Annotated in this window: 22 protein-coding genes and 1 pseudogene; 6 read left to right on the top strand and 17 right to left on the bottom strand. The window is 67.5% G+C overall.

The features are described from left to right. Positions 1-311 precede the first annotated feature (311 nt). Together ilvA and queF are read left to right on the top strand one after the other, a co-directional pair. Positions 312-1,835 carry a threonine ammonia-lyase, biosynthetic gene (ilvA, locus tag WS64_RS13665; RefSeq protein ID WP_060966667.1) on the top strand — a complete coding sequence of 508 codons (1,524 nt, stop codon included), beginning with the start codon at positions 312-314 and terminating at the stop codon, positions 1,833-1,835. A 12-nt stretch (positions 1,836-1,847) separates the two neighbouring features. Continuing rightward, on the top strand, positions 1,848-2,678 hold the full coding sequence (queF, locus tag WS64_RS13660; protein WP_060966666.1) for an NADPH-dependent 7-cyano-7-deazaguanine reductase QueF: 831 nt from the start codon (positions 1,848-1,850) through the stop codon (positions 2,676-2,678). A 64-nt stretch (positions 2,679-2,742) separates the two neighbouring features. Here the strand turns inward: queF and WS64_RS13655 are convergent, their stop codons facing one another. The 7 genes from WS64_RS13655 to WS64_RS13625 all read right to left on the bottom strand — a co-directional run bounded on the left by WS64_RS13655 (position 2,743) and on the right by WS64_RS13625 (position 7,491). Further along, a complete protein-coding gene (locus WS64_RS13655; RefSeq protein ID WP_060966665.1) occupies positions 2,743-3,180 on the bottom strand; it encodes a hypothetical protein in 438 nt (145 codons plus the stop codon). Between the two features lie 52 nt (positions 3,181-3,232). Next, positions 3,233-3,511, bottom strand: coding sequence for a hypothetical protein (locus WS64_RS13650; protein WP_155720424.1), 279 nt, complete (start codon positions 3,509-3,511; stop codon positions 3,233-3,235). Continuing rightward, positions 3,508-3,873 carry a DUF1493 family protein gene (locus WS64_RS13645; RefSeq protein ID WP_060317954.1) on the bottom strand — a complete coding sequence of 122 codons (366 nt, stop codon included), beginning with the start codon at positions 3,871-3,873 and terminating at the stop codon, positions 3,508-3,510. Before WS64_RS13645 ends, WS64_RS13650 begins: the two co-directional genes overlap by 4 nt. Next, positions 3,873-4,307, bottom strand: coding sequence for an STM2901 family protein (locus WS64_RS13640; protein ID WP_060317957.1), 435 nt, complete (start codon positions 4,305-4,307; stop codon positions 3,873-3,875). Before WS64_RS13640 ends, WS64_RS13645 begins: the two co-directional genes overlap by 1 nt. A gap of 251 nt (positions 4,308-4,558) precedes the next feature. Beyond that, positions 4,559-4,945 carry a RidA family protein gene (locus tag WS64_RS13635; RefSeq protein ID WP_059580793.1) on the bottom strand — a complete coding sequence of 129 codons (387 nt, stop codon included), beginning with the start codon at positions 4,943-4,945 and terminating at the stop codon, positions 4,559-4,561. Between the two features lie 123 nt (positions 4,946-5,068). Beyond that, entirely contained in the window at positions 5,069-6,550 is a 1,482-nt protein-coding gene (locus tag WS64_RS13630; protein WP_059637923.1) for an N-acyl-D-amino-acid deacylase family protein, read from the bottom strand. 2 nt (positions 6,551-6,552) lie between these two features. Further along, positions 6,553-7,491: a MurR/RpiR family transcriptional regulator gene (locus WS64_RS13625; protein WP_059637925.1), complete on the bottom strand. Its 939-nt coding sequence runs from the start codon at positions 7,489-7,491 to the stop codon at positions 6,553-6,555. Between the two features lie 119 nt (positions 7,492-7,610). Here WS64_RS13625 and WS64_RS13620 point away from each other — a divergent pair, with 119 nt between their 5' ends. Together WS64_RS13620 and WS64_RS13615 are read left to right on the top strand one after the other, a co-directional pair. Then, positions 7,611-8,891, top strand: a complete 1,281-nt coding sequence (locus tag WS64_RS13620) for an amino acid deaminase (protein WP_059580786.1) — start codon at positions 7,611-7,613, stop codon at positions 8,889-8,891. Positions 8,892-9,047: 156 nt separating this feature from the next. Further along, entirely contained in the window at positions 9,048-9,629 is a 582-nt protein-coding gene (locus tag WS64_RS13615) for a DJ-1/PfpI family protein (protein ID WP_059580784.1), read from the top strand. A gap of 122 nt (positions 9,630-9,751) precedes the next feature. Here the strand turns inward: WS64_RS13615 and WS64_RS13610 are convergent, their stop codons facing one another. Next, positions 9,752-10,198 (bottom strand): MarR family winged helix-turn-helix transcriptional regulator, encoded by a 447-nt coding sequence (locus WS64_RS13610; protein ID WP_059580779.1) that lies wholly within the window; start codon positions 10,196-10,198, stop codon positions 9,752-9,754. A 26-nt stretch (positions 10,199-10,224) separates the two neighbouring features. Beyond that, positions 10,225-11,820, bottom strand: coding sequence for an MDR family MFS transporter (locus WS64_RS13605; protein ID WP_059637927.1), 1,596 nt, complete (start codon positions 11,818-11,820; stop codon positions 10,225-10,227). A gap of 106 nt (positions 11,821-11,926) precedes the next feature. On the opposite strand from WS64_RS13605, the gene WS64_RS13600 reads away from it, so the two are divergent. Next, entirely contained in the window at positions 11,927-12,769 is an 843-nt protein-coding gene (locus tag WS64_RS13600; protein WP_060966664.1) for an EcsC family protein, read from the top strand. On the opposite strand, the gene WS64_RS13595 is transcribed toward WS64_RS13600, so the two are convergent. Together WS64_RS13595 and WS64_RS13590 are read right to left on the bottom strand one after the other, a co-directional pair. Next, on the bottom strand, positions 12,739-13,701 hold the full coding sequence (locus WS64_RS13595) for an alpha/beta hydrolase (protein WP_060966663.1): 963 nt from the start codon (positions 13,699-13,701) through the stop codon (positions 12,739-12,741). The two genes, WS64_RS13600 and WS64_RS13595, sit on opposite strands and share 31 nt — an antisense overlap. A gap of 89 nt (positions 13,702-13,790) precedes the next feature. Then, on the bottom strand, positions 13,791-14,225 hold the full coding sequence (locus WS64_RS13590; protein ID WP_060966662.1) for a CHRD domain-containing protein: 435 nt from the start codon (positions 14,223-14,225) through the stop codon (positions 13,791-13,793). 489 nt (positions 14,226-14,714) lie between these two features. Here WS64_RS13590 and WS64_RS13585 point away from each other — a divergent pair, with 489 nt between their 5' ends. Further along, entirely contained in the window at positions 14,715-15,716 is a 1,002-nt protein-coding gene (locus tag WS64_RS13585; protein ID WP_059637933.1) for a hypothetical protein, read from the top strand. Between the two features lie 31 nt (positions 15,717-15,747). Here WS64_RS13585 and WS64_RS13580 read toward each other — a convergent pair whose 3' ends face one another. The 6 genes and pseudogenes from WS64_RS13580 to WS64_RS13550 all read right to left on the bottom strand — a co-directional run bounded on the left by WS64_RS13580 (position 15,748) and on the right by WS64_RS13550 (position 22,148). Continuing rightward, the gene (locus WS64_RS13580) at positions 15,748-16,521 is read right to left on the bottom strand and encodes a class II aldolase/adducin family protein (RefSeq protein ID WP_060966661.1); all 774 of its coding nucleotides are present in this window, start codon (positions 16,519-16,521) and stop codon (positions 15,748-15,750) included. 245 nt (positions 16,522-16,766) lie between these two features. Continuing rightward, complete coding sequence (locus tag WS64_RS13575; protein ID WP_060966660.1) at positions 16,767-18,389, bottom strand: phospholipase D family protein; 1,623 nt, start codon at positions 18,387-18,389, stop codon at positions 16,767-16,769. 99 nt (positions 18,390-18,488) lie between these two features. Beyond that, positions 18,489-18,853 (bottom strand): annotated as a pseudogene (locus tag WS64_RS35235) (hypothetical protein); the annotation flags it as partial. 130 nt (positions 18,854-18,983) lie between these two features. Next, positions 18,984-19,745, bottom strand: a complete 762-nt coding sequence (locus tag WS64_RS13560) for a metalloprotease LoiP (RefSeq protein WP_059637939.1) — start codon at positions 19,743-19,745, stop codon at positions 18,984-18,986. Positions 19,746-19,947: 202 nt separating this feature from the next. Next, positions 19,948-20,730: a glycosyltransferase family 2 protein gene (locus WS64_RS13555; RefSeq protein ID WP_060966658.1), complete on the bottom strand. Its 783-nt coding sequence runs from the start codon at positions 20,728-20,730 to the stop codon at positions 19,948-19,950. Between the two features lie 125 nt (positions 20,731-20,855). Further along, a complete protein-coding gene (locus tag WS64_RS13550) occupies positions 20,856-22,148 on the bottom strand; it encodes a chorismate transformation FkbO/Hyg5 family protein (RefSeq protein ID WP_060966657.1) in 1,293 nt (430 codons plus the stop codon). Between the last annotated feature and the right edge of the window lie 2 nt (positions 22,149-22,150).

Raw genomic sequence — 22,150 nt, 5'->3', positions numbered from 1 at the left:
ATCTTCCGAATCCTTGATTCAAAACGGAATTCTAACCCATGATCGCGCCGGCCGTGACACGCCGGACAGGTCGTGGGGCTATCGCCGCGAGCCGCGCCGGGCGGGGTTCGGCACGATTTCGGGCGACCATTCGCCGTCCGTCCGGTCGGTAACCATGCGGTTAAACCGGTAAAAGGCGGCGCGCGGCCCCCGCCCGTATGCGCACGTCACCGCCCACGACCGCCCGCCCGGCATGCCGCTTGCGTGCGGGCGGACCCTTGGCGCTATCATTGACCCTTTACCGTCTGCATCCGCACTGCACGCGAGCGCCCATGGCACCCCACGATTACCTGAAGAAAATCCTCACCGCGCGCGTCTACGACGTCGCGATCGAGACGGAACTCGAACCGGCCCGCAATCTGTCGACCCGGCTGCGCAACGCCGTTTACCTGAAGCGCGAGGACAACCAGCCGGTGTTCTCGTTCAAGCTGCGCGGCGCGTACAACAAGATGGCGCACATTCCGGCGGACGCGCTCGCGCGCGGCGTGATTACCGCGTCGGCCGGCAACCACGCGCAGGGCGTCGCGTTCTCGGCGGCGCGGATGGGCATCAAGGCCGTGATCGTCGTGCCGGTCACGACGCCGCAGGTGAAGGTCGATGCGGTGCGCGCGCACGGCGGCCCGAGCGTCGAGGTGATCCAGGCGGGCGAATCGTACAGCGATGCGTATGCGCACGCGGTCAAGGTCCAGCAGGAGCGCGACCTCACGTTCGTCCACCCGTTCGACGATCCGTACGTGATCGCCGGCCAGGGCACGATCGCGATGGAAATCCTGCGCCAGCATCAGGGCCCGATCCACGCGATCTTCGTGCCGATCGGCGGCGGCGGGCTCGCTTCCGGCGTCGCCGCGTACGTGAAGGCGGTGCGCCCCGAGATCAAGGTGATCGGCGTGCAGGCCGAGGATTCGTGCGCGATGGCGCAGTCGCTGGACGCGGGCGAGCGCATCGAGCTGAGCGAGGTCGGCCTGTTCGCGGATGGCACCGCAGTGAAGCTCGTCGGCGAGGAAACCTTCCGGCTGTGCCGCGAATTCCTCGACGGCGTCGTGACGGTCAACACCGACGCGCTGTGTGCGGCGATCAAGGACGTGTTCCAGGACACGCGCAGCGTGCTCGAGCCGTCCGGCGCGCTCGCGGTCGCGGGCGCGAAGCTGTACGCGGAACGCGAAGGCATCGAGAACCAGACGCTCGTCGCGGTCACGTCCGGCGCGAACATGAACTTCGACCGGATGCGCTTCGTCGCCGAGCGCGCCGAGGTCGGCGAGGCGCGCGAGGCCGTGTTCGCGGTCACGATCCCCGAGGAGCGCGGCAGCTTCAGGCGCTTCTGCTCGCTCGTCGGCGATCGCAACGTCACCGAGTTCAACTACCGGATCGCCGATGCGCAGTCCGCGCACATCTTCGTCGGCGTGCAGATCAAGCGCCGCGGCGAATCGGCGGAGATCGCCGCGAACTTCGAGTCGCACGGCTTCAACAGCGTCGACCTGACGCACGACGAGCTGTCGAAGGAACACATCCGCTACATGGTCGGCGGCCGCTCGCCGCTCGCGCTCGACGAGCGCCTGTTCCGCTTCGAATTCCCGGAACGGCCGGGCGCGCTGATGAAGTTCCTGTCGTCGATGGCGCCGGACTGGAACATCAGCCTGTTCCACTACCGCAACCAGGGCGCGGACTACAGCTCGATCCTCGTCGGGCTGCAGGTGCCGCCGGCCGATCGCGCCGAATTCGAACGCTTCCTCGCGGCGCTCGGCTATCCGTACGTCGAAGAGAGCGCCAACCCGGCTTACCGCCTCTTCCTGTCGTAAAGGCTTCGTCCAATGAATCCCGAACATTCCCCGCTCGGCAAGGCCACCGTCTACGCGGCGCAGTACGATGCGTCGCTGCTGTTCCCGATCCCGCGCGCCGGCGCGCGCGAGCAGCTCGGCATCACGTCGGCGCTGCCGTTCTTCGGCACCGACATCTGGAACGCATACGAACTGTCGTGGCTCAACGCGCGCGGCAAGCCGCAGCTCGCGATCGCGACGTTCTACGTGCCGGCCGAATCGCCGAACATCGTCGAATCGAAGTCGTTCAAGCTGTATCTCGGCTCGTTCGCGCAATCCAAGTTCGACTCGGTCGACGCGGTGCGCGACGTGCTCAAGCGCGACGTGTCGGCCGCGTGCGGCGCGAGCGTGTCGGTGCAGTTGGTGTCGCCGCACGATTTCGGCAAGCTCGAGATGGACGAGCTCGACGGGCTGTCGCTCGACCGGCTCGACCTCGACACCGACGTGTACGAACCCGATCCGTCGCTGCTGTCGGCAGCCGACGGCGAGAACGAGGCGCCGGTCGAGGAGACGCTCGTGTCCGACCTGCTGCGCTCGAACTGCCCGGTCACGGGGCAGCCGGACTGGGGCAGCGTGCAGATTCATTACGTGGGACCGCAGATCGATCACGCGGGGCTGCTGCGCTACATCATCTCGTTCCGCAATCACACGGGCTTTCACGAGCAGTGCGTCGAGCGGATCTTCCTCGACATCATGCATGCGTGCAAACCGGTGAAGCTGGCGGTGTATGCACGGTATACGCGGCGCGGCGGGCTCGACATCAACCCGTTCCGCACGAATTACAACCAGCCGATGCCGGATAACGCGCGGACGGCGCGGCAGTAAATGAGTCTGTTGGCGGCATCTTGCGGTCCGCCAACCCTCCCTGCTTGCGGAAGGGTGCGTCTCTCTAATTCGGCGCGAACATGGCGGCCCGGCACTTCGGACAATACAGGTAGATTGTTCGACCATCGTGCATGGAAATGAAGCCTCGCCTTGCCTGGTCTATCCTCCATTTCGCCGCGCCACCACCCGCTAGACGCGCTTCGCCTTCGGCATAGCAACTCGCGGCATCCAAGTCATGACTGTACGCCCGTTCCGTTACGCGGTTCGCACGCTTGAAAAACGCGCTGACATCCGTCTGCCGAAGAATGAACTGGCGGCACATATCCGCGGTTTCGCCTCCGCTGATGTCGGCCGACCACGCCCCGTTGCTGACCATTTCGACAGACCTCGGCGCAACATGAGGCACTACTCCTCGCAGCGGCGTCTTGTCGGACAACGTGCTCGCAACGGCAGTGCGGTCGAGCACGAGCAGCAACATCAGAATTGCGATCCGCATCACCATTGCACGCTTGCTCGCCGCTGCGTGGCGCTTCCGCGAGTGCCCAATGCGACCGTCATTTCGGCTGCGCCGGCAAACCGCCGAAGGTGCGTGCAAAGTTGCTCTCGATATGGGCCAGCAAACGTGTGAGCGTTTCCTGGTCTTCGTACCGATCTGCGAGCGCATCCTCATCGAGCGAATCCGGATCCATGCACTCGATCTGGTCGAGTCGCAAGCGGATCGTTTCCATCAGCACGGCCCATTCGCCCATCAGCAATGGGATGGCCATGTCGCCGCGACCTTGCCGCTGATCACTCATGTTCATTTCAGCATCATCTACGGCTGGCACGTTCATCCTGCCTTTCGCTGCACTTCGGCCAATCGCTCGGCATCCCATTTCCTCCCGACCGCCGCACGATGCAGCATCGCGAGCGTAATTGGTTCACGCTCGAGGTGGTGCGGTTTTCGAAGCACCCATCGCCGAAACAGCGAATAGAGCAAGCCCTCGCCTTCCATCAAAAAATATCGATGGAAATCGAAGTCGCCGGTATCGACGGCAAACCGCTCAAAAAAGCGCCACATGAAGTCATTGGCTTCGTCGCCGGTTTGACCCAGGTCTTCCCAGAGCCGGGTATGAGCAGCGAGCGGCTTCGATGGACCGAGCCCCACCTCCGACCTCACAAAAGCTTCGATCTCGTCCCAACTCACGTTTTGCATCAAAACACCCTGTCCTCGTTTTTGACGAGGCCGTTGTACCGGGAGATCGTTCCGTGAACGATCGCGAACACGTCACGCGCAAGCAGCGCCCAACCCACGCCAGGCACGGCACGTCCGACGAACACGCTGAGTTTTCGGGTCAGGATGATCCGAAACGACTTGATACTCTGCAGCGTCACGGTTGGTAAAACCTTCCTGTTCAACTGGTGGCGGAAAATCGATCGAGCCATCACGGATGCGACGGACGTTCCTTTCGTCGCGCCGCCGAATTTCTGCCGCGTCGGCAATACCGGCCAGCCCGCCAGAATCAGGATCACAGCTTCGACATCGTCGATCCCGGCCCGTGCACACGTCTCTTCTACAGCGACGAAAAAGAAAAGCTCGGCGGGTGTGAGATCCGAATGAACGCCGTAGCGGTATGTATTGCTGGTGATGGGGCGACTTCACGAAATCGTTGATCGGGAAGACGACCATACCCAGCAATCCACTTAGTCTGCTCGTTCGAATTTCATGATTCCCGTTGCCAATTACGCGTCCATCACTGTTGTCACCCGCCAGACGGACCTATCGTCTCGCGCTCTCACCGACAGGATTCTATTCAAAGTGTAAAAATTCAGTGCCAAATGCAACAAGGCCGGTGCACGTCCATGCACCGGCCTTGTCGTACAGCTTCCGCCCTCGCGCGTTACTTCACCGGCGGCTTGTACGCGATGCAGTCGACCTCGACCTTGCAGTCGATCACCATGCTCGATTGCACGCACGCGCGTGCCGGCGGGTTCTCGCCGAAGTACGACACGAACACCTTGTTGAACGACGCGAAATCGCGCGCATCGTCGAGCCACACGCCGCAGCGCACGACGTGCTCGAGGCCGTAGCCGGCTTCCTTCAGGATCGCGATCACGTTCTCGATCGCCTGCTTCGACTGCGTGACGATCCCGCCTTCGACGACCTCGCCGTTCACCATCGGCGTCTGGCCCGACACGTACAGCCAGCCGTCGGCCTCGACCGCCCGCGCGAACGGCATCACCTGGCCGCCAGTCCCCTTCGCTTCGCCTACGCCATATCGCTTCATCGTTTCACTCCTCGTGTTGTCGGCCGGAGCCGGCGCTTCAGCGCCTGCTCCTGCCCATGCAACGCACGGTTGCGGGTACGCGCGCCGGCTGCTGCGGCGCGCGGAAGATCGGAATGCGCGCGTTCAGAACGCCGCATCGCCACTGGCCGACACGCGTTCGCCGCGCGCGACGAAACCGCCGGCGCGCTCGCCGGTCGGCTGGCCGTTTTCGTAAGTCAGCACGCCGTTCACCCACACGGCGTCGATCCCGTGCGCGGGCTGCTGCGGCTTCTCGAACGTCGCGGCGTCGATCACGCTCGCCGGATCGAACAGCACGAGATCGGCGTGATAGCCGACGTGCACCTCGCCGCGCCGAGCGAGCCCGAAGCGGCGCGCGGACAGCGACGTCATCTTGCGGATCGCCTCCTCGAGCGGCAGCAGGCTGGTGTCGCGCACGTAGTGGCCGAGCACGCGCGGGAACGCACCCCACAGCCGCGGATGCGGCAGCGGATCGTTCGGCAGGCCGTCGGAGCCGACCATCGTCGCCGGATGCGACAGGATCCGGCGCACGTCGTCCTCGGACATGTTGTGGTACACGGCGCCGGCCGGGCGAATGCGCTGCGCGGCCTCCTGCTCGGTCACGCCCCAGTCGGCCGCGATCGCCTTCAGCAGCTTGCCCGCGACTTCCGGATGCGGTTCCGACCACGTGATCGTGATGTCGATGTCGCCCGTCACCTGCTTCAGGTCGAGCGTCGACGAGCTGCGGCTGTACGGATAGCAGTCGCAGCCGACCGGCTGGTAGCGGCGCGCGCCTTCGAGCGACGCGAGCACCTCGGTGCTGCGCCCCCAGTTCGACGGGCCCGCGCACTTCAGGTGCGAGATCACGACCGGCACGCGCGCATGACGGCCGACCTGATACGCCTCTTCCATCGCGTCGAGGATCGCGTCGAACTCGGTGCGCATGTGCGTCGTATACAGCGCGCCGGCTTGGGCGAGCGGTTCGGCGAGCGCCATCACTTCCTCGGCCGGCGCCGCGAACGCCGAGCCGTATGCGAGCCCCGACGACAGGCCGAGCGCACCGTTCGCGAGCGCCTCCTCGAGCTGCGCGCGCATGCCGGCGATCTCGCCGTCGGTCGCCGCGCGGTCGAGGCGGTCCATCTGGTTGTTGCGCAGCGCCGTATGGCCGACGAGCGCCGCGACGTTCACGGCCGGACGCGCGTCGTTCACGGCCGCGACGTAGGCGGCGAAGGTCGGGTACTGGAACGCGCCGCGCTCGCCGAGCAGGTTCATCGGATCGGGCGGGTCGCCCGCGAGCGTCACCGGCGATGCGCTGATCCCGCAGTTGCCGACGATCACGGTCGTCACGCCCTGCGAGATCTTCGGGATCATCTGCGGCGCGCGGATCACGTGCGTGTCGTCGTGCGTGTGCACGTCGACGAAACCCGGCGCGAGCGCGCGGCCGTTCGCGTCGACGACGTTCTCGGCGAGCCAGTTCGACAGGTTGCCGATCGCCGCGATCAGGCCGTTGCGGATCGCGACGTCGCGCGTGACGGGCGGCGCGCCGGTGCCGTCGTACAACTGCGCGCCGACGATCAGCGTATCGGCGGCTTCGGGGTGCGAATGCATGGTCAGTCTCCTACCGGTTGACGGTCTCCGCCGCCGCGGTGCGCATCGAGCGCGTGTTTGATGCGGCGCAGCGATTCCCGGCCCGCGTCGCCGAGCCGCAATGCGACACCGGTGACGAGCACGTCGATCGCCATCATCATCGCGTAGCGCGATGTCGAAGGCTTGTAAATGAAATCGGTTTCGAACGCGACGACGGGGATCAGGTGGTCGGCGAGCTTCGCGAGCGGCGATGCCGGCGCGGTGATCGCGATCAGCTTCGCGCCGTAACGCTTCGCGAGCCGGCAGCTCTCGAGCAGCTCGGGCACGCGCCCGCTCACCGACAACGCGACGACGACGGTATCGCCCGACAGCGTCGCGGCCACCATCCGCTGCAGCAGGCTGTCCTGGTAGCTCGCGACCGGCCGGCCGAAGCGCACGAGCCGGAAGCGCAGCTCGTCGGCGAGCGCGGTCGAGCCGCCGCCCTGCCCGTACACGTAGGTCATCTTCGCGCCGGCGAGCAGATCGGCCGCCGCGTCGAACGACGTGTTGCGCAGCAGCTGGTGGTTGTGCGCGAGCGCCACGCGGATCTCGTCGTAGACGATCGACGCGGGGCTCGTGTCGTCGGCCGGCGCGTCGTCGGACGGCACCAGGAAGCGCTGGCCGACGGCCGCCGCCTGCGCGACGAGCACCTTCAGCTCGCGCACATCGCGGCAGCCGACGGCCTTCGCGAAACGCGTGACCGTGGCGACGCTGACCTCCGCGTCGCGCGCGAGCGCGCCGATGCTCGCATGCGCGGCACGCGCCAGATCGGCGAGGATGAACGCGGCGACCTTGCGCTCGGCTTCGCGCAGCTCGGGCGCGCATTCGGCGATCCGCGCGACGATGTCGAGGACCGGCGGAGCGGCCTGAGCCGGATGCGGCTCGGCCGCGGGCGAAGCGGACGGGGAAGCGGGCGTATTCATCGGCGGAAAAGGGGGTGAAGCGGGATGTTATTAAATAACATCACCGCGCCGATGCTACTTTCTGTAACATCTGCATGTCAACTTCAGTGCAATGCATAGTGATGATGGAGCGGGATGACATGAAAGTTACAAACTATCAGGAAGCGACGATCGATCCGTTCGGCAAGGGCCTGGGCAATCTGCCGAGCGCGAGCGTGCCGCTCGGCGACGCCGGCCGGCTCGAATGGAACCTGCTCGCGGAAGACGTCAGCTTGCCGGCCGCCGTGCTTTACGAGGATCGCGTCGAGCACAACCTGAACTGGATGCAGGCGTTCGTGCAGAAATACGGCGTCAAGTTCGCGCCGCACGGCAAGACGACGATGGCGCCGCAACTGTTCCGCCGCCAGCTCGACGCCGGCGCGTGGGGCATCACGCTCGCGACCGCGCACCAGACGCAGGCCGCGTATCACGGCGGCGTGCGGCGCGTGCTGCTCGCGAACCAGCTGGTCGGCCGCCAGAACATGACGATCATCGCGGGGCTGCTGTCCGATCCCGATTTCGAATTCTTCTGTCTCGTCGATTCCGCGGAGAGCGTCGACCAGCTCGGCCGCTTCTTCGGCGACGCGAAAAAATCGCTGAACGTGCTGATCGAGCTCGGCGTGCCGGGCGGCCGCGCGGGCGTGCGCGATGCCGCGCAGCGCGAGGCCGTGCTGGCCGCGATCGCGCGCTATCCGGACACGCTGAAGCTGGCCGGCATCGAGCTCTATGAGGGCGTGCTGAAGGAGGAAGGCGAGATCCGCGCGTTCCTGCAGCAGGCGGTCGCGCTCACGCGCGAGCTCGCCGAAGCTGGCCGCTTCGCGCGCACGCCCGCGATCCTGTCCGGCGCCGGTTCGGCGTGGTACGACGTGGTCGCGGAAGAATTCAGGAAGGCGTCCGATGCGGGCTTCGCGGAAGTCGTGCTGCGTCCGGGCTGCTACCTGACGCACGACGTCGGCATCTACAAGAAGGCGCAGACCGACGTGTTCGCGCGCAACCCGATCGCCCGCTCGATGGGCGAAGGGCTGCTGCCGGCGCTGCAGCTGTGGGCGTACGTGCAGTCGGTGCCGGAGGCCGACCGTGCGATCGTCGCGCTCGGCAAGCGCGATGCGGCGTTCGACGCGGGCCTGCCCGAGCCGGCGCGCCACTTCCGCCCGGGCCGCGACACCGCGCCGCGCGACGTCGCCGCCGCCGAAGGCTGGGCCGTCACCGGGATGATGGACCAGCACGCGTACCTGCAGATCCCGCCGGGCGCGGACGTGAAGGTCGGTGACATGGTCGCGTTCGACATCTCGCACCCGTGTCTGACGTTCGACAAGTGGCGCCAGGTGCTCGTGCTCGATCCGCAGTTCCGCGTGACGGAAGTCGTCGAAACCTTCTTCTGACGCATGCGGCGCGCGATGCCGCCCTGCCGCTCGCGCGGGGCGGCCGTCACGCGTGCTTCAATCCGCCGGAGTACACTGCGCTTTCGCCCTCGGGCCCGTGGCGGCCGTCATGCACGGCGCGATCGGGCCTTCAACGCTGCTTCACTGGAGAAAGCCATGGCCGCCAAGAAGATCCTGTTCCTGACCGGCGATTTCGCCGAAGACTACGAAACGATGGTGCCGTTCCAGGCGCTGCAGGCCGTCGGCCATCACGTCGACGCAGTCTGCCCGGGCAAGCGCGCGGGCGACAAGATCAAGACCGCGATCCACGATTTCGAGGGCGACCAGACCTACACCGAGAAGCCCGGCCACAACTTCACGCTGAATGCGGCGTTCGACGACGTCGATGCGGCGCGCTACGACGCGCTCGCGATCGCGGGCGGCCGTGCGCCCGAATATCTGCGACTCGATCCGAAGGTGATCTCGCTCGTGCGCGCGTTCGCCGAAGCCGGCAAGCCGATCGCGGCGATCTGCCACGCGGCGCAACTGCTCGCGGCCGCCGACGTGATCCGCGGCAAGCGCATTTCGGCGTACCCGGCCTGTGCGCCGGAGGTGAAGCTCGCGGGCGGCGAATACGCGGACATACCGGTCGACGCGGCCGTGACCGACGCGCCGTTCGTCACCGCGCCCGCGTGGCCTGCGCATCCGGCCTGGCTCGCGCAGTTCCTCGCGCTGCTCGGCACGCGCATCGAGCTGTGAACGACGCGGGAATGAATCGAAATGATGTGAAGTGAAACGCCGGCCGGCAGCGGGTGCGTACGTGCGCTCGGCCGCGCCGGACACGATCGGCCGACGGGGGGCGCCCCGCCGCGGCCTGCCCTTCAGTGCGGCGCCGGCGTCGAGCCGACGTCCGCGATCCGCGACTCCAGCATCGCCAGCGCGCCCGACAGCGCGGTCAGCACGTCGTCCGGCAATTGCGCCATCGTCTGGTCGATGAACGCCTTGCGGCGCGGCAGGCACGCTTCGAACGCGGCGCGGCCGTCGGCGGTCAGCGTGACGTTGGTCACGCGGTTGTCGCGTGCATCGGACGCGCGCTCGATCCAGCCGAGCGCGTCGAGCGACTTCAACTGGCGCGTGAGCGCGCCCGGATCGATGCGCAGCACCTCGACGAGCTTCTTCTGCGACGCATGCCCGTCCATCGTGTGCAGCGCGACCATGATGCGCCAGCGCGGCATCGGCTGCCCGACGTGCGTTTCGAATGCGGTCATGAACGCACGATACGTGCGTCCGAATTGCTGCAAGATCGCGACGCGGTCCTGTTCTTCCATGCGCTCAGTTCTGTTCGTTCAATCGATCAATCGGCCGCGACGTGCGGTTCGATCTTGCGCCGCAGCGCGATCGGCGGCACGCGACGGCACTGCCACACCGACACCACGGCGACGACGGCCGCCATCGCGACACCGAGGTGGATCGCGCCGACCAGCGATTCGCGGGCCGCTTCCAGCAGCAGCGCGCCATTATGCCCGGCACGCGTCAACTCCGCGACGAGACCGCCCTGCGCCGCGCGATCGATCAGGATCTGCGGATCGGCGAGCCGCGCGTGCCACTGCATCGCGTGATCGGCCGACAGGGCATTGCGCACGCCGCCCGAATACATCTGGTTGACGAGCGTGCCCGTGAGCGCGGTGCCGAGCATCCCGCCGACCATGCGCAGCGACTGCAGCAGCGCCGTCGCGATGCCGAGATGCTCGCGGCCGGCCGTCTGCTGCGCGAACACGGTGAGGTTCGGCAGCACGAAGCCGAGCCCGATGCCGCCCGCGACCATCAGCGCCATCAGCATCCAGGCCGGCGTCGCGTGGGTCGCCACGACGACGCCCGCGCAGGCGGCCGCGAACAGCACGAAGCCGACGTGCAGCATCGCGTTCGGGTTGCGGATGCGCGTGATGACGCGGCCGTTCATGATGCTGCCGATCGTGATGAACACGACGAGCGGCGTGATCACGAGCCCCGCTTCCTTCGGCGACATCCCGAAGCCGCCCTGGAACAGCAGCGGCGCGTAGAACAGCAGCGAGAACATCGAGAAACCGGCGAGGATCGCGAGCACGAACAACGCGGACAGCGCGCGGTTGGCGAACATGTCGAACGGCAGGATCGGCTGCGCGCAGCGCTTCTCCCAGTGCCACAGGCCGGCGCCCGCCGCGACCGCGACGACGAGCAGCAGCGACGCCCAGCTCATGACGCCGTACTTCGGCAGCCATTCGACGAACAGTTGCAGCGCGCCGAGCGACAGCGCGATCAGGAGCGCGCCCGGCCAGTCGAGCCGCATCTTGCGATCGTGCTCGACGTGGCGCAGGTGCGGCAGGTAGCGCCACACGAAGAACAGCGACAGGATGCCGATCGGCAGGTTCACGTAGAACACCGAGCGCCAGCCGAACGATTGGGTCAGGAACCCGCCCAGCGACGGCCCGACCGCATTCGCGATGCCGAACGCGGAGCTCATCAGCACCTGCCAGCGCAGCCGCACGACGGAATCGGGAAACAGATCGGGAATGCATGCGAACGCGGTGCCGACCAGCATCCCGCCGCCGATGCCCTGCAACCCGCGCGCAAGCACGAGGGTCAGCATGTCGTTGGCCATCCCGCAGAGCACCGACGCGCCGGTGAACACGACGATCGACGCGATCACGAACGGCTTGCGGCCATAGTAATCGCCGAGCCGGCCGAAGATCGGCACGGTAATCACGGAGCTGAGCAGGTACGAGGTCGCGACCCATGCGTACAGGTCGAAGCCGCGCAGTTCGGCGACGATGGTCGGCAGCGCGGTGCCGACGACCGTCTGGTCCAGCGCGACCAGCATGGTGACGAACGAGATCCCGATCATCGCGAGCAGCGATTCGCGGAACGGCAGGACTTGCCCGCTCGAATGGTGGGCGGCAGTATGGACGGCCATTTTTTGTCGATGCAACTTTTGCCGGGTCAAATAATCTCAAAATTCTAGCATGCCGGAGTAATCTAGGCTGGCGATGGTTCAGGGCCCGTTCAGGCCAAGGAGAAAGATGGAACCGATTTCAATCAACCCCGCGACGACGCTGTCGCCGGAGGACCGGGACGCGCTGCGGCGCGCGAAGCAGGTGCTGGAAAGCCCGTCGCTGACGATGAAGCTGACGGGCGTGCTCGGCGCGCCGGTCGAGAAGATGATCGCGCGGCTGCCGGACTTCGCGACCGGCAAGATCAACGATGCGACGCAGCTCGCGCTGCGCAAGTGCCTGAACATCGCGCTGCGCACGCTCGGCAAGCCGCAGGCGCCGGACGCCGAGCCAGAGAAGCCCAGCAATCTGCTGCACAAGCTCGCGGTCGCGACGACCGGCGCGGCGGGCGGCGCATTCGGCTTTCTCGCGCTGCCGGTCGAGCTGCCGGTGACGACCACGCTGATCTTCCGCTCGGTGTGCGACATCGCGCGCAGCGAGGGGGAGGATCTGACGTCGGTCGATACGCAGCTGCAGTGCCTCGCCGTGCTCGGGATGGGCGGCCACCCGGACAAGCACGAGGAGGACGCCGATCTCGGCTATTTCGTGCTGCGCGGCGCGCTCGCGCAGGCGATCTCGAAGGCGTCGTCGGACATCACGGCCAAAGGCATCGCCGCGCACAGCTCGGCGGCCGTGTTCAAGCTCGTGCAGACGGTGGCCTCGCGCTTCTCGGTGCAGGTGACCGAGCAGATGGCCGCGAAGTCGATCCCGGCGATCGGCGCCGTGCTCGGCGCGACCGTCAACACGCTGTTCATCGACCACTTCCAGCAGATGGCGCACGGCCACTTCACCGTGCGCCGGCTCGAACGCAAGTACGGCCCGGTGGCCGTCCAGGCCGCCTATCAGGCAATCGACGCCTCGCCCGCGCGCTGAGCCGCGCGCTCGAGCGCGACGCGGCGCAGGAACGCGGCCGCGCGGTCGAGCGCGTCGCGCGCCTCCGGCACCATCGGCGCATACAGCTGCCACACGTGCGGCATGTCGGGCCACACCTCGATCTCCACCGCCACGCCGGCCGCCTTCGCCTTCTCGGCGACGCGGCGCGAATCGTCGAGCAGCACCTCGGTGCTGCCGACCTGGATGTACAGCGGCGGCAAGCCGGTGAAATCGGCGTGGAGCGGCGATGCGTACGGATGCGTCGCCGGCGTGTCGCCGAGATACAGCTTCGCGGCCTTCGGCAGCGCCGCGGCCGCGAACATCGGGTCGCGGCCGTCGTTGCTGCGCATCGTGTCGCCGGTGCCGGCCAGATCCGTCCACGGCGAGAACAGGATCGCGCCGGCCGGCAGCGGCTCGCCGCGATCGCGCAGCGCGACGAGCGTCGCGAGCGCGAGGCCGCCGCCCGCCGAATCGCCGCCGAGCACGATCGACTCGGGCGGCGTGCCGAGCGCCAGCAATTGCCGGTATGCGGCGAGCGCATCGTCGAGCGCGGCCGGGAAGCGGTTTTCGGGCGCGAGCCGATAGTCGAGCGAGAACGCGCGCACACCCGCGCGCTTCGTCAGCCCGAACACCAGCGGCCGATGCGTCTTCGTCGAACAGAAGTAGTAGCCGCCGCCGTGGAAATACAGCAGCGTGCGGCCGGACCCGCGGCCCGTGGCGGTGTCGGTGCGCTCGAGCCATTCGCCGCGCAGCGGCGCGTCGCCGGCGCCGAAGCACGGGCGCAGCCGGTAGCCCGACGGCGGGCGGCGCGGCACGATCATCCGCAGGTCGGTAAAGCGCCGGGCACGCGCGGGGTCGAGCACCTCGCGCGTGGTTTCGGGACGAAACTGCCAGCGCAGCAGCCAGCAGGCGAACTTGCTTTGCCAACTCATCGGACGCACTCCGTCATCGCAATGTGACGATGGTACGTGCGAACGTGCCGGCGTCGCTCGACAGGTGCCTCTACCACAAACGCCGGCGGTCAGTTCGCCGGCATCACCTGGCCGCGGATCTCGCCGGACGGGTGTTCCTTCGTATGAATGTTGAAGTACCACTTGCCGCTCATCAGGTCGGTGACCTGCGCGTCGGTGAGCTCCTTCGAACCCTTGATCGGGCTCGTCAGCTCGTCCTTCGGAATCGGCACCTGCACGCCGGCGTTCTGGCCGACCGGCGCGGGCCCGTGGAAATGCGCGGCCGTGGCCGGCCCCGTGAGGTGTTCGTAGGTGACCGTCCACTGCAGCATGCGGGTGGCCGTGTCGTAGGTGGCGGCGACGGCGCCCGAGCCCTTGGTCGCCGTCGGCGGCACTTCGCTCGACGGCTGCAGACTGGCGGACAGGCGCACCGTTTCGGCAGCGGCGCCGCCGGCGGCCAGCACGCCCGCGAACAACGCGACCTGGAGCAAACGCAGCTTGAGCATGGATTCTCCTTGTACGACGTGGACGCCGCCCGGACAGGGGCGGCAGATACGATGGTAGTCGATTGCGGTCGATCCGGGCAGCCTGCCGAAACGTGGAAGAGACCTTTGCAGCAGGCCCCCTGAATCGCGACACGGCCTTTCGCTACACTTCGTTTCACAGTTGCTTGTTTCCTTCGTCCGAAGGAGTCTGCGAGTATTCACGCGGCCGCCCGGCCGCGTTTTTTTTGCGTGTATCGACCGGCACGCGACATGCCGCACACGAACGTCTTTTTCCGGAATACGAAGCATCACGAATCGTTTTTCATCTCGCGATCGCCGCGATCGAAGCGCATGCCGACGCGCGCCGGGACCCGACCGCGTACCCCGCATGTTGTCACGATACGTGTAATACGTTATTGCGCGAAGCCGGGTCGACACGTGTTTTCCCGCGCAGGAAAATGATCGCGTGTTGTCGTGACTGGAAAGTTGACCGTGCCGGCCCGTCTCCCGATACCCCGCCCGACCCGCCCCGTTCGCGCCCGCCCGCTGCTGGCGGGACTCTGCTCCGCTGCCGCCCTCTACGGCGCGCCCGCCGACGCGCAGGAATTCTCGCTGTTCACCGGCCCGCTGTGGGGCGGCGGCCAACGCACGTATTCGTGGGCGTTCGATTACCAGGAAGGCTTGAGCCCGCATACCGCGCTCGGCTTCACGTGGTACAACGAAGGGCACATCCCGAATCACCACCGCGATGGCCAGGCCGTGCAGTTCTGGGGCCGCATGCCGCTCGATCGCCGCCGGCTGGTGCTGTCGGCCGGCGCGGGCCCGTATCGCTACTTCGACACGGTGCCGGCCGCCGAAGGCCGCGGTTACTCGAATACGCACGGCTGGGGCGTGCTGATGAGCGTGCGCGCCGCGTACTACACGTCGCACCGCTGGATCGCGCAGCTTCAGGTCAACCGCGCGCAGGTGTTCGGCGGGCCCGACACGACGGCGGTGATGTTCGGCGTCGGCTATCAGCTCGATGCGCCCGACACGCCGGGCCCGCGCGACACCGCGCTGCCGCGCGCGGGCCGGGTCACGCACAACGAAATCACGGCGATGCTCGGCGAGACGATTCTCAACAGCCGCTCGTCACCGTCGACGCTCGGCGGCAGCCTCGAATACCGGCGCGGCCTCACGCGTTCGATCGACTGGACCGCGACGTGGATGTACGAAGGCGCGAAGCAGGCGGTCCGCCGCAACGGCGTCGCCTCCCAGCTGTGGCTCACGCGCGCGTTCCTGAACGACAAGGTCACGCTGGCGGCCGGCGCCGGCGCCTATTTCACCGTCAACCAGCGCAACCGCGAAGGCCAGCCGGGCCCCGGCGACGGCCGCCTCTCCGGCATCGTGTCGATCTCGGCCAGTTACCGGATCTCCGAGCGCTGGCTCACGCGCGTCACGTGGAACCGCGTGGTCACGCGCTACGACCGCGACACCGACGTGATCCAGGCCGGCCTCGGCTACCGGTTCTAGTCGGGCGCACTCGCCGGGCGCGCCGCCCGCGTCACGCGCGGTAACCCGGATCGATCCGGTCGACGATGCGCTGCAGCGCGTCGAACGCGTCCTGTCCCGCGCCATGCTTCGGATCGAAATTCAGCGAATCGCGCACGCACCCTTCGAGCACGGGCGGCGCAATCGGCAGCGCATCGCCGATCGCATGCGTCGCGACCTGCACCTCGCACGCCCGGTTGAGCAGCCACATCAGCGAAAACGTCTGCGCGAGCGTCGCGCCGATCGTCACGGGCCCGTGGTTGCGCAGCAGCAGCACGGGCCGCCCGAGCGCGCTGTCGACAATGCGCCGGCCTTCCTCGAGATGCACGGTGATGCCTTCGAAGTCGTGATACGCGACCTTCCCGTACAACTGCGCGGCATAGAAATTCGAGAACGACAGCCCGTCGCGCGAACAGCACACGGCCATCGTCGGCGTCGTGTGCACGTGCATCACGCAGTGCGCATCGGGCAGCGCCGCATGGATCGCACTGTGGAACGTGAATCCGGCCGGATTGATCGGCCAGTCGGAATGACCGATCACGTTGCCGTCGATGTCGATCTTCACGAGGTTCGATGCGCACACCTCGCGGTAATGGAGCCCGAACGGATTGATCAGGAAATGCCCGTCCTCGCCCGGCACGCGCAGCGAGATATGGTTGTAGATGAGCTCGGTCCAGCCGAGGTGGTCGAAGATGCGGTAGGCAGCCGCGAGCTGCACCCGCGCCTGCCATTCGGCTTCGGAAAAGCGCGCGGGGCGCGTGAACGGCTGGTTCGGTACACGTTGCATGGGGGAACTCCGGTTGCGCGGGGCGCGCGGCCCCGCGCGAGTGGCGGTGCGCGTCGTCCATCGTCTGCCGGCGCCGCGCAGGGTGCGGATCCCGCACGGGCGGCGGCACGTCGTTCGGCACCGTTCCGGCCCGCATTGCGCGAGCGGCCCGGCGCCCTTCACGATTCACATATCGTTGCGCGCACAACCATATCATCTTTCCCCGCGCGCCGGTATCGCGGGTTTTGCCGGAGCCGTTCCCGCCCTTACAACTGATCGTCGACCGGCAGCAGCGTGAAGATGCCCGTCATCACGTTGCGCAGCAGCCCCGCATGCGGGTCGACGTGATAGGTGGTGGTCCGGCCGCCCTCGGTGCCCGTCCATTCGAGCGCGGGCGGGCTGCCGTCGGCCCCCTTCGCGAGCGTGACGCGATAGCTTTCGTCCGGCTGCGTCACGCGCGCGAAAATCGCCGCGGCCTGCTGCGCGAGCACCGGGCTGTGGATCACGAGCGCGAGCTCGGTGTTCAGGTACGCGGAACGCGGGTCGAGATTCAGCGAGCCGATCACGAGAATCTGCCGGTCGATCACGTATGCCTTCGCATGCAGGCTCGCACGCGAGCGCGAGCCGAACAGCCGCGCCGGCTGCTGATCCGGCTGCGACTTGAATTCGTACAGCTCGACGCCGCGCCGCAGCAACGGCATGCGATACGGCGCATAGCCGGCCTGCACCGCGACCGCGTCGGTCGCCGCGAGCGAATTGGTGACGATCGCGACGCGCACGCCGCGCGCGGCCGTCTCGCCGAGGATCTTCACGCCGGCGTCGTGCGGCACGAAGTACGGCGAGAACGCGAGGAATTCCTTGCGCGCGCCGCGCGTGAGCTCGGCCAGGCGCTGCATCGGCGGGCTCACGTACGTGCCGGTCGGCCGCGCGACCTTGGTCGGCGCATCGACCTTGAATTCGGCCGGCGCCCACACGAGTTCGAGTTCGTCGCGCGCGATCTGCCGGGCGAGCGGCGTCGCGTTCAGCGGCTTCGCGTTGTACGGATCGGCATTCTTGCGCCAGTGCTCGCGCAGTTCGTCGCGCATCGCGTCGAGATCCTTCGGATCGAAGGTCTGATGATTGAGCACGCGCAGCGGATAGCTGCTCGCGCTCGCCCAGTACTCGTCGAAGCTCGTCGAGATGTCGTGCGTCACGGGGCCGGCCGCCAGCACGTCGAGATCGCGGAACTGCAGCGTCGGGCTCGCACTGAAGTATTCGTCGCCGAGATTGCGGCCGCCGACGATCGCGAGCTGGTTGTCCGCGATCATCGCCTTGTTGTGCATCCGCCGCGTGAAGCTGTCGATCCGCGTGAAGAAGTTGGCCGTACGCTCGACCATGCCGCGCTGCGATGCGCCGAACGGGTTGAACACGCGGATCTCGATGTTCGAATGCGTATTCAGCGCGGCCATCACGCGGTCGATATCGTCGAAGTTCAGGTCGTCGACCAGCATCCGCACGCGCACGCCGCGATCGGCCGCGTACAGCGCCGCGGCGAGCAGCAGCTTGCCGGTCGTATCCTCGGTCGCGATGTAGTACTGCATGTCGAGCGTCTTCGTCGCCGCACGCGCGAGCGCGATGCGCATCTGCAACGCGGTGGCGCCGTCGGCCAGCAGCCGGAAGCCCGACTGCCCCGGATGCGCGGCCTCCGGCGCGGCCAGCGCATCGCGCAACGGCGTCGCGGTAGCGGCCGGCAACGCGTGGGAGACGGGACGATCGAGCGAAGTGGCGGGCGGATGCGTCGCGCACGCGGCGAGCGGCAGCAGCGCACAGACGATCAGCGCGCGGGCCTGGCGGCATGCGGCGCGCCACGGCAGCGCGGCCGGTGCGCGCCGGATCAAGGACGTGAGCACGGAAGCTTCCTCGACAGTCGGATCAATGGGCACGTCATTGCCGCGGCGCGCGGCTGACAGGCGGTCCCGATCGATTCTAGTGGGCGCCCGACGAACCGGTCAATTGGGCGGACCGAGCATGCCGCGCCGTTGCTCCAACCCATCTCGCGGTACATCGCTCGGTTCGAGATGGCTGCGTACGTAGTCGATATGGTCTGCATCGCGGGTGCGCGCCTCTTGGAGCCGGCGCGTGCGAATCGCCCCGCACACGACCGGGTGCCGCAATGACAGCAACCCGGGTGCCTGCTCGTCCTCCATCGTCATCCCGGCCATGTCGATCCGACGTGCTCGCGCAGCATGCGCGCCACGCCCGTATGTCGATGCACGCACATCGTGTTGCGCGACGCGAGCGCGATCGCCTCGTGCAGCTTCGCGTCGGTCGCGGCTGCGACGGCCGCGTCGCCGTTCGCGTGCATGGTTTCAAGCGCATAAGCGGCGGCAGGCACGCCGAAAAAACAAAACCCCACGCCCGAACAACGAGCGTGGGGTTTTTCATGTCGCTTGCCGATCGCCGGCGTGGACGGCCGGCAATCCGCCGCGCGATCGGCTGCGGAATCAGCTACCTTTCGCGATGCGATCCTCGATGTGCTGCGCACGGCTCGACGAAGACGGGTGCGAGCTCATCATCGAGCTCTGGCCGCCGTCGAGCTTCGCGAGCTTCTGGAACGCGGTGACGAGGCCCTTCTGGCTCATGTTCTTCTGCTTCATCAGGTCGAACGAGTAGTCGTCGGCCGCGCTTTCCTGCGACTGCGAGAACTGCGCGTTGATGAACTTCTCGGTGATGTCGCCGAGCTGCGAGCTCGTCAGCGCCGCCACGCCCGGCGAAGCCGCGCCGGCCGCGGTACGCGCCGCGCTCACCGCATACGCCGTCTGCATCGCCTTCTTCGAGTGGCCGAGTGCGACGTGGCCCATTTCATGGCCGATCACGCCGCGCAGCTCGTCGTCGTTCATCATGTCCATCAGGCCGCTGTACACGCGCACGCAGCCGTTGCCCATCGCCCACGCGTTGACGTCCTTGGTCAGATAGACCTTGTAGTTGATCTTCTGGCCGTTCAGCGTCATGTCGCCGAAGCCCTTCATCACCTTCGTCAGGCGCTTCGCGTACGCGCTGTTCGGCGGCGCGATCTTCGATTCGGCGTCGCTCGCTTTGCACGACTCGTTCGACAGCGCGGCGATGTCGCTGTCCGACAGCGTCGCCGCCTTGTAGAGGTTGGTCCCCGCCGACGTCAGGCTGTTCGCGTCAAGGTTCTGTACCCCGCCGCACGCGCTCAACAGAAACGCCACGCCACACGCCGCCACCGCTTTCTTGAGTTGCATCCCGGAATCCCTCGATAGTTGTATTTGGGAGCGGCGATTTTGCATAATCCGGCGGAAAATTACCAGATGTTTACATCACATGACATGTCGATTACTCGGCAGATTGAAAATAAGTGTCAAAACATGGCCGAATTGACGACAAAAAGCGCCGCAATCGTCGCGCTCGGGCGACGGCCGGAACGGAAGCGGGAAACGGTGTCGCTCAGGCGGTCTGGCGGCGGCGGCGCGTCAGGCGGCGGGCGACCAGCATCGGCAGGCGCACTGCAAAGCCGGTGAAAAGACGCAAGTGCATCCACGCAAGCAGCGCGTTGTCGCGACCGTAGTGAAAGTGCGACACGCCGCCTTCGTGCCGGCCGAAATAGCGCACCGGCGCGTCGATGCGGATCGGACGCACGCCGGCCCAGCACAGCCGCACGGCCGCTTCGGGATCGAAGTCGAAGCCGCGCATCCACGGCTGGCGCCGCATGATCGCCGCCAGCGGCGCGACCGGATACACGCGAAAGCCGTACAGCGAATCGCCGATGCCGGCCCAAAGCGTCTCGAGGTCGGCCCACGCGTTCGACAGCCGGCGCCCCTGCACGCGCAACCGCGGCGCGCTCGCGTCGAACTTCGGCACGCCGAGCACCATCGCGTCGGGCGCGGCCTGCGATGCCGCCATGAAAGCGGGAATCAGGTCGGCCGGATGCTGGCCGTCGGAATCCATCGTCAGCACGTGCGTGAAGCCGCTCGCGGCCGCCGCGTCGAGGCCCGCGAGCACCGCGGCGCCCTTGCCGCGATTCTCCGGCAGCACGATCACGCGCAAGCCGGGATCGCGCTCGGCCATCGCCTGCAGCCGTTCGGCGCTGCCGTCGGTGCTGCCGTCGACGACGACCCACACCGGGTTCCACTGCGCGCGCGCATTGCGCACGGTCGTATCGACCTTGGCGCCCGGGTTGTAGCTCGGAATCAGGACGAGATGGGTGGACGACGCGTGCAGCCTGGACATGGGAACAGCCGATGACGAAGACGGGGATCCGGACAAAAGTGCATGACTTGCCGACGAACGCTCGCACGCGTCGTCGACCTCGGTTGCAGGCCGGGCCGGTGACCGGATCGCGAGGCTCTCGCGCTTCATGGCAGCCACTCCATCGCATGACCGGCGCTGGCCTCGATCTCGACCAGCAGGTCGTCGCGACACACGTGCGCATGCACGAACAGCGGCCGCACGTGAGAACCCGCCGCATCGCGCAGCACGCGGTCGATCTCGGCCAGCGCCGCGGTGTCGTTGGCGTCGCGCACGTAGACGCGATAGCCGAGGTCGGCGAGCGAGTACGGGCCGTGCCCCTGCCGCGCGGCCTGCTCGAGCACCGCCGCGAGATTCGCGACCGTCTCGCGCGTCTGCGCGACGACGTCGCCGCGATGCACGGTGCGATGCCCGACGATGCTCGCGGTGCCCGATACGAACAGCACCGGCGCCGCATCGCCATCGGCCCATGCGGCGGCGCGTGCGAACGTCGGCGCACGCGGGCCGTACTGCGCCGGATAGTGATACGCGCTGACCTGGCGCGGATTCTCGACGGCATCGGCCGGCGTGCGGCTCGCGAGGAAATGAATCGCGAGCGGCGCGGCCGGCGGCGCATCGCCCGCGACCGGCACGACCGAGCCAAGCGCGCATGCGGCCGGCACGCCGCCGGTCAATGCGCGCCGGCACGCATCGAACGCGTGCTGACGGCCGATATTGAACTGACGATAGCGCTCGATCCCGAACTGCACCGCATTGATCGCCGGCACCGTGTTCCAGATCCGCAGCGGATGCGGCATGCCGAGCGTATCGAGCAGGCGGAACAGCGCGCGGTACGCATCGAACGTCGCGCGTTCGAGCGGCGTGCCGCCGTCGCGCGGCGCGTCGTACGCCGCGTCCGTCTCGTGCACGACGAGGCTGCCGAACACGAGCCCCGCCGCTTCGCTGTAGCGGTAGTGCAGCGCACCGCGCCGTTCGCTGCGCAGGTCGTGCGCGTCGCATTGCCAGAGTTCGCAGACGGCATCGCCCGGCGCGACTTCGGCGCCGAGCAGCGCCATCCGCACCGGCGCGACCGGCAGGCCGGGCGCAACATCGGTCAGCATCCGCGCCAGCGCCTGCGCGCGCGATTCGTGCGGCGTGCCCGCCGCGCCGATGCATACCGCGCCCAGCGCGCCGGGAAACACGCGATCGAGTGCGTCGCCACGGCCGCGCGCATCGTGCAGCAGCGCGACGAGCCGCGCATCGCTCATCTGGACGAGCCGCAGCGCGCGGTCGCCGCCGTGCGCGGACGGCGCGGCGGCGTGGGGCAGCGAACAGGGGCGCCGTTCGGCGTCGACTGGTTGCACGGACACTTCGATTTCCTCACTAAGGGGCGCAGGCCGCACGACGACGCGGCCCTGCACCG

Origin of the sequence: Burkholderia anthina (assembly GCF_001547525.1) — a bacterium.
GTDB classification, from domain to species: Bacteria; Pseudomonadota; Gammaproteobacteria; order Burkholderiales; family Burkholderiaceae; genus Burkholderia; species Burkholderia semiarida.
Note: the sequence above shows the minus strand (reverse complement) of the source record. Positions and strands in the feature narration are given on the sequence as shown.

Bases quoted from the DNA above. Each gene is read 5' to 3' on its own strand.
- ilvA (WP_060966667.1), top strand. From the start codon at position 312: ATGGCACCCCACGATTACCTGAAGAAAATCCTCACCGCGCGCGTCTAC.
- queF (WP_060966666.1), top strand. From the start codon at position 1,848: ATGAATCCCGAACATTCCCCGCTCGGCAAGGCCACCGTCTACGCGGCG.
- WS64_RS13655 (WP_060966665.1), bottom strand. From the start codon at position 3,180: ATGGTGATGCGGATCGCAATTCTGATGTTGCTGCTCGTGCTCGACCGC.
- WS64_RS13650 (WP_155720424.1), bottom strand. From the start codon at position 3,511: ATGAACGTGCCAGCCGTAGATGATGCTGAAATGAACATGAGTGATCAG.
- WS64_RS13645 (WP_060317954.1), bottom strand. From the start codon at position 3,873: ATGCAAAACGTGAGTTGGGACGAGATCGAAGCTTTTGTGAGGTCGGAG.
- WS64_RS13635 (WP_059580793.1), bottom strand. From the start codon at position 4,945: ATGAAGCGATATGGCGTAGGCGAAGCGAAGGGGACTGGCGGCCAGGTG.
- WS64_RS13630 (WP_059637923.1), bottom strand. From the start codon at position 6,550: ATGCATTCGCACCCCGAAGCCGCCGATACGCTGATCGTCGGCGCGCAG.
- WS64_RS13625 (WP_059637925.1), bottom strand. From the start codon at position 7,491: ATGAATACGCCCGCTTCCCCGTCCGCTTCGCCCGCGGCCGAGCCGCAT.
- WS64_RS13620 (WP_059580786.1), top strand. From the start codon at position 7,611: ATGAAAGTTACAAACTATCAGGAAGCGACGATCGATCCGTTCGGCAAG.
- WS64_RS13615 (WP_059580784.1), top strand. From the start codon at position 9,048: ATGGCCGCCAAGAAGATCCTGTTCCTGACCGGCGATTTCGCCGAAGAC.
- WS64_RS13610 (WP_059580779.1), bottom strand. From the start codon at position 10,198: ATGGAAGAACAGGACCGCGTCGCGATCTTGCAGCAATTCGGACGCACG.
- WS64_RS13605 (WP_059637927.1), bottom strand. From the start codon at position 11,820: ATGGCCGTCCATACTGCCGCCCACCATTCGAGCGGGCAAGTCCTGCCG.
- WS64_RS13600 (WP_060966664.1), top strand. From the start codon at position 11,927: ATGGAACCGATTTCAATCAACCCCGCGACGACGCTGTCGCCGGAGGAC.
- WS64_RS13595 (WP_060966663.1), bottom strand. From the start codon at position 13,701: ATGAGTTGGCAAAGCAAGTTCGCCTGCTGGCTGCTGCGCTGGCAGTTT.
- WS64_RS13590 (WP_060966662.1), bottom strand. From the start codon at position 14,225: ATGCTCAAGCTGCGTTTGCTCCAGGTCGCGTTGTTCGCGGGCGTGCTG.
- WS64_RS13580 (WP_060966661.1), bottom strand. From the start codon at position 16,521: ATGCAACGTGTACCGAACCAGCCGTTCACGCGCCCCGCGCGCTTTTCC.
- WS64_RS13560 (WP_059637939.1), bottom strand. From the start codon at position 19,745: ATGCAACTCAAGAAAGCGGTGGCGGCGTGTGGCGTGGCGTTTCTGTTG.
- WS64_RS13555 (WP_060966658.1), bottom strand. From the start codon at position 20,730: ATGTCCAGGCTGCACGCGTCGTCCACCCATCTCGTCCTGATTCCGAGC.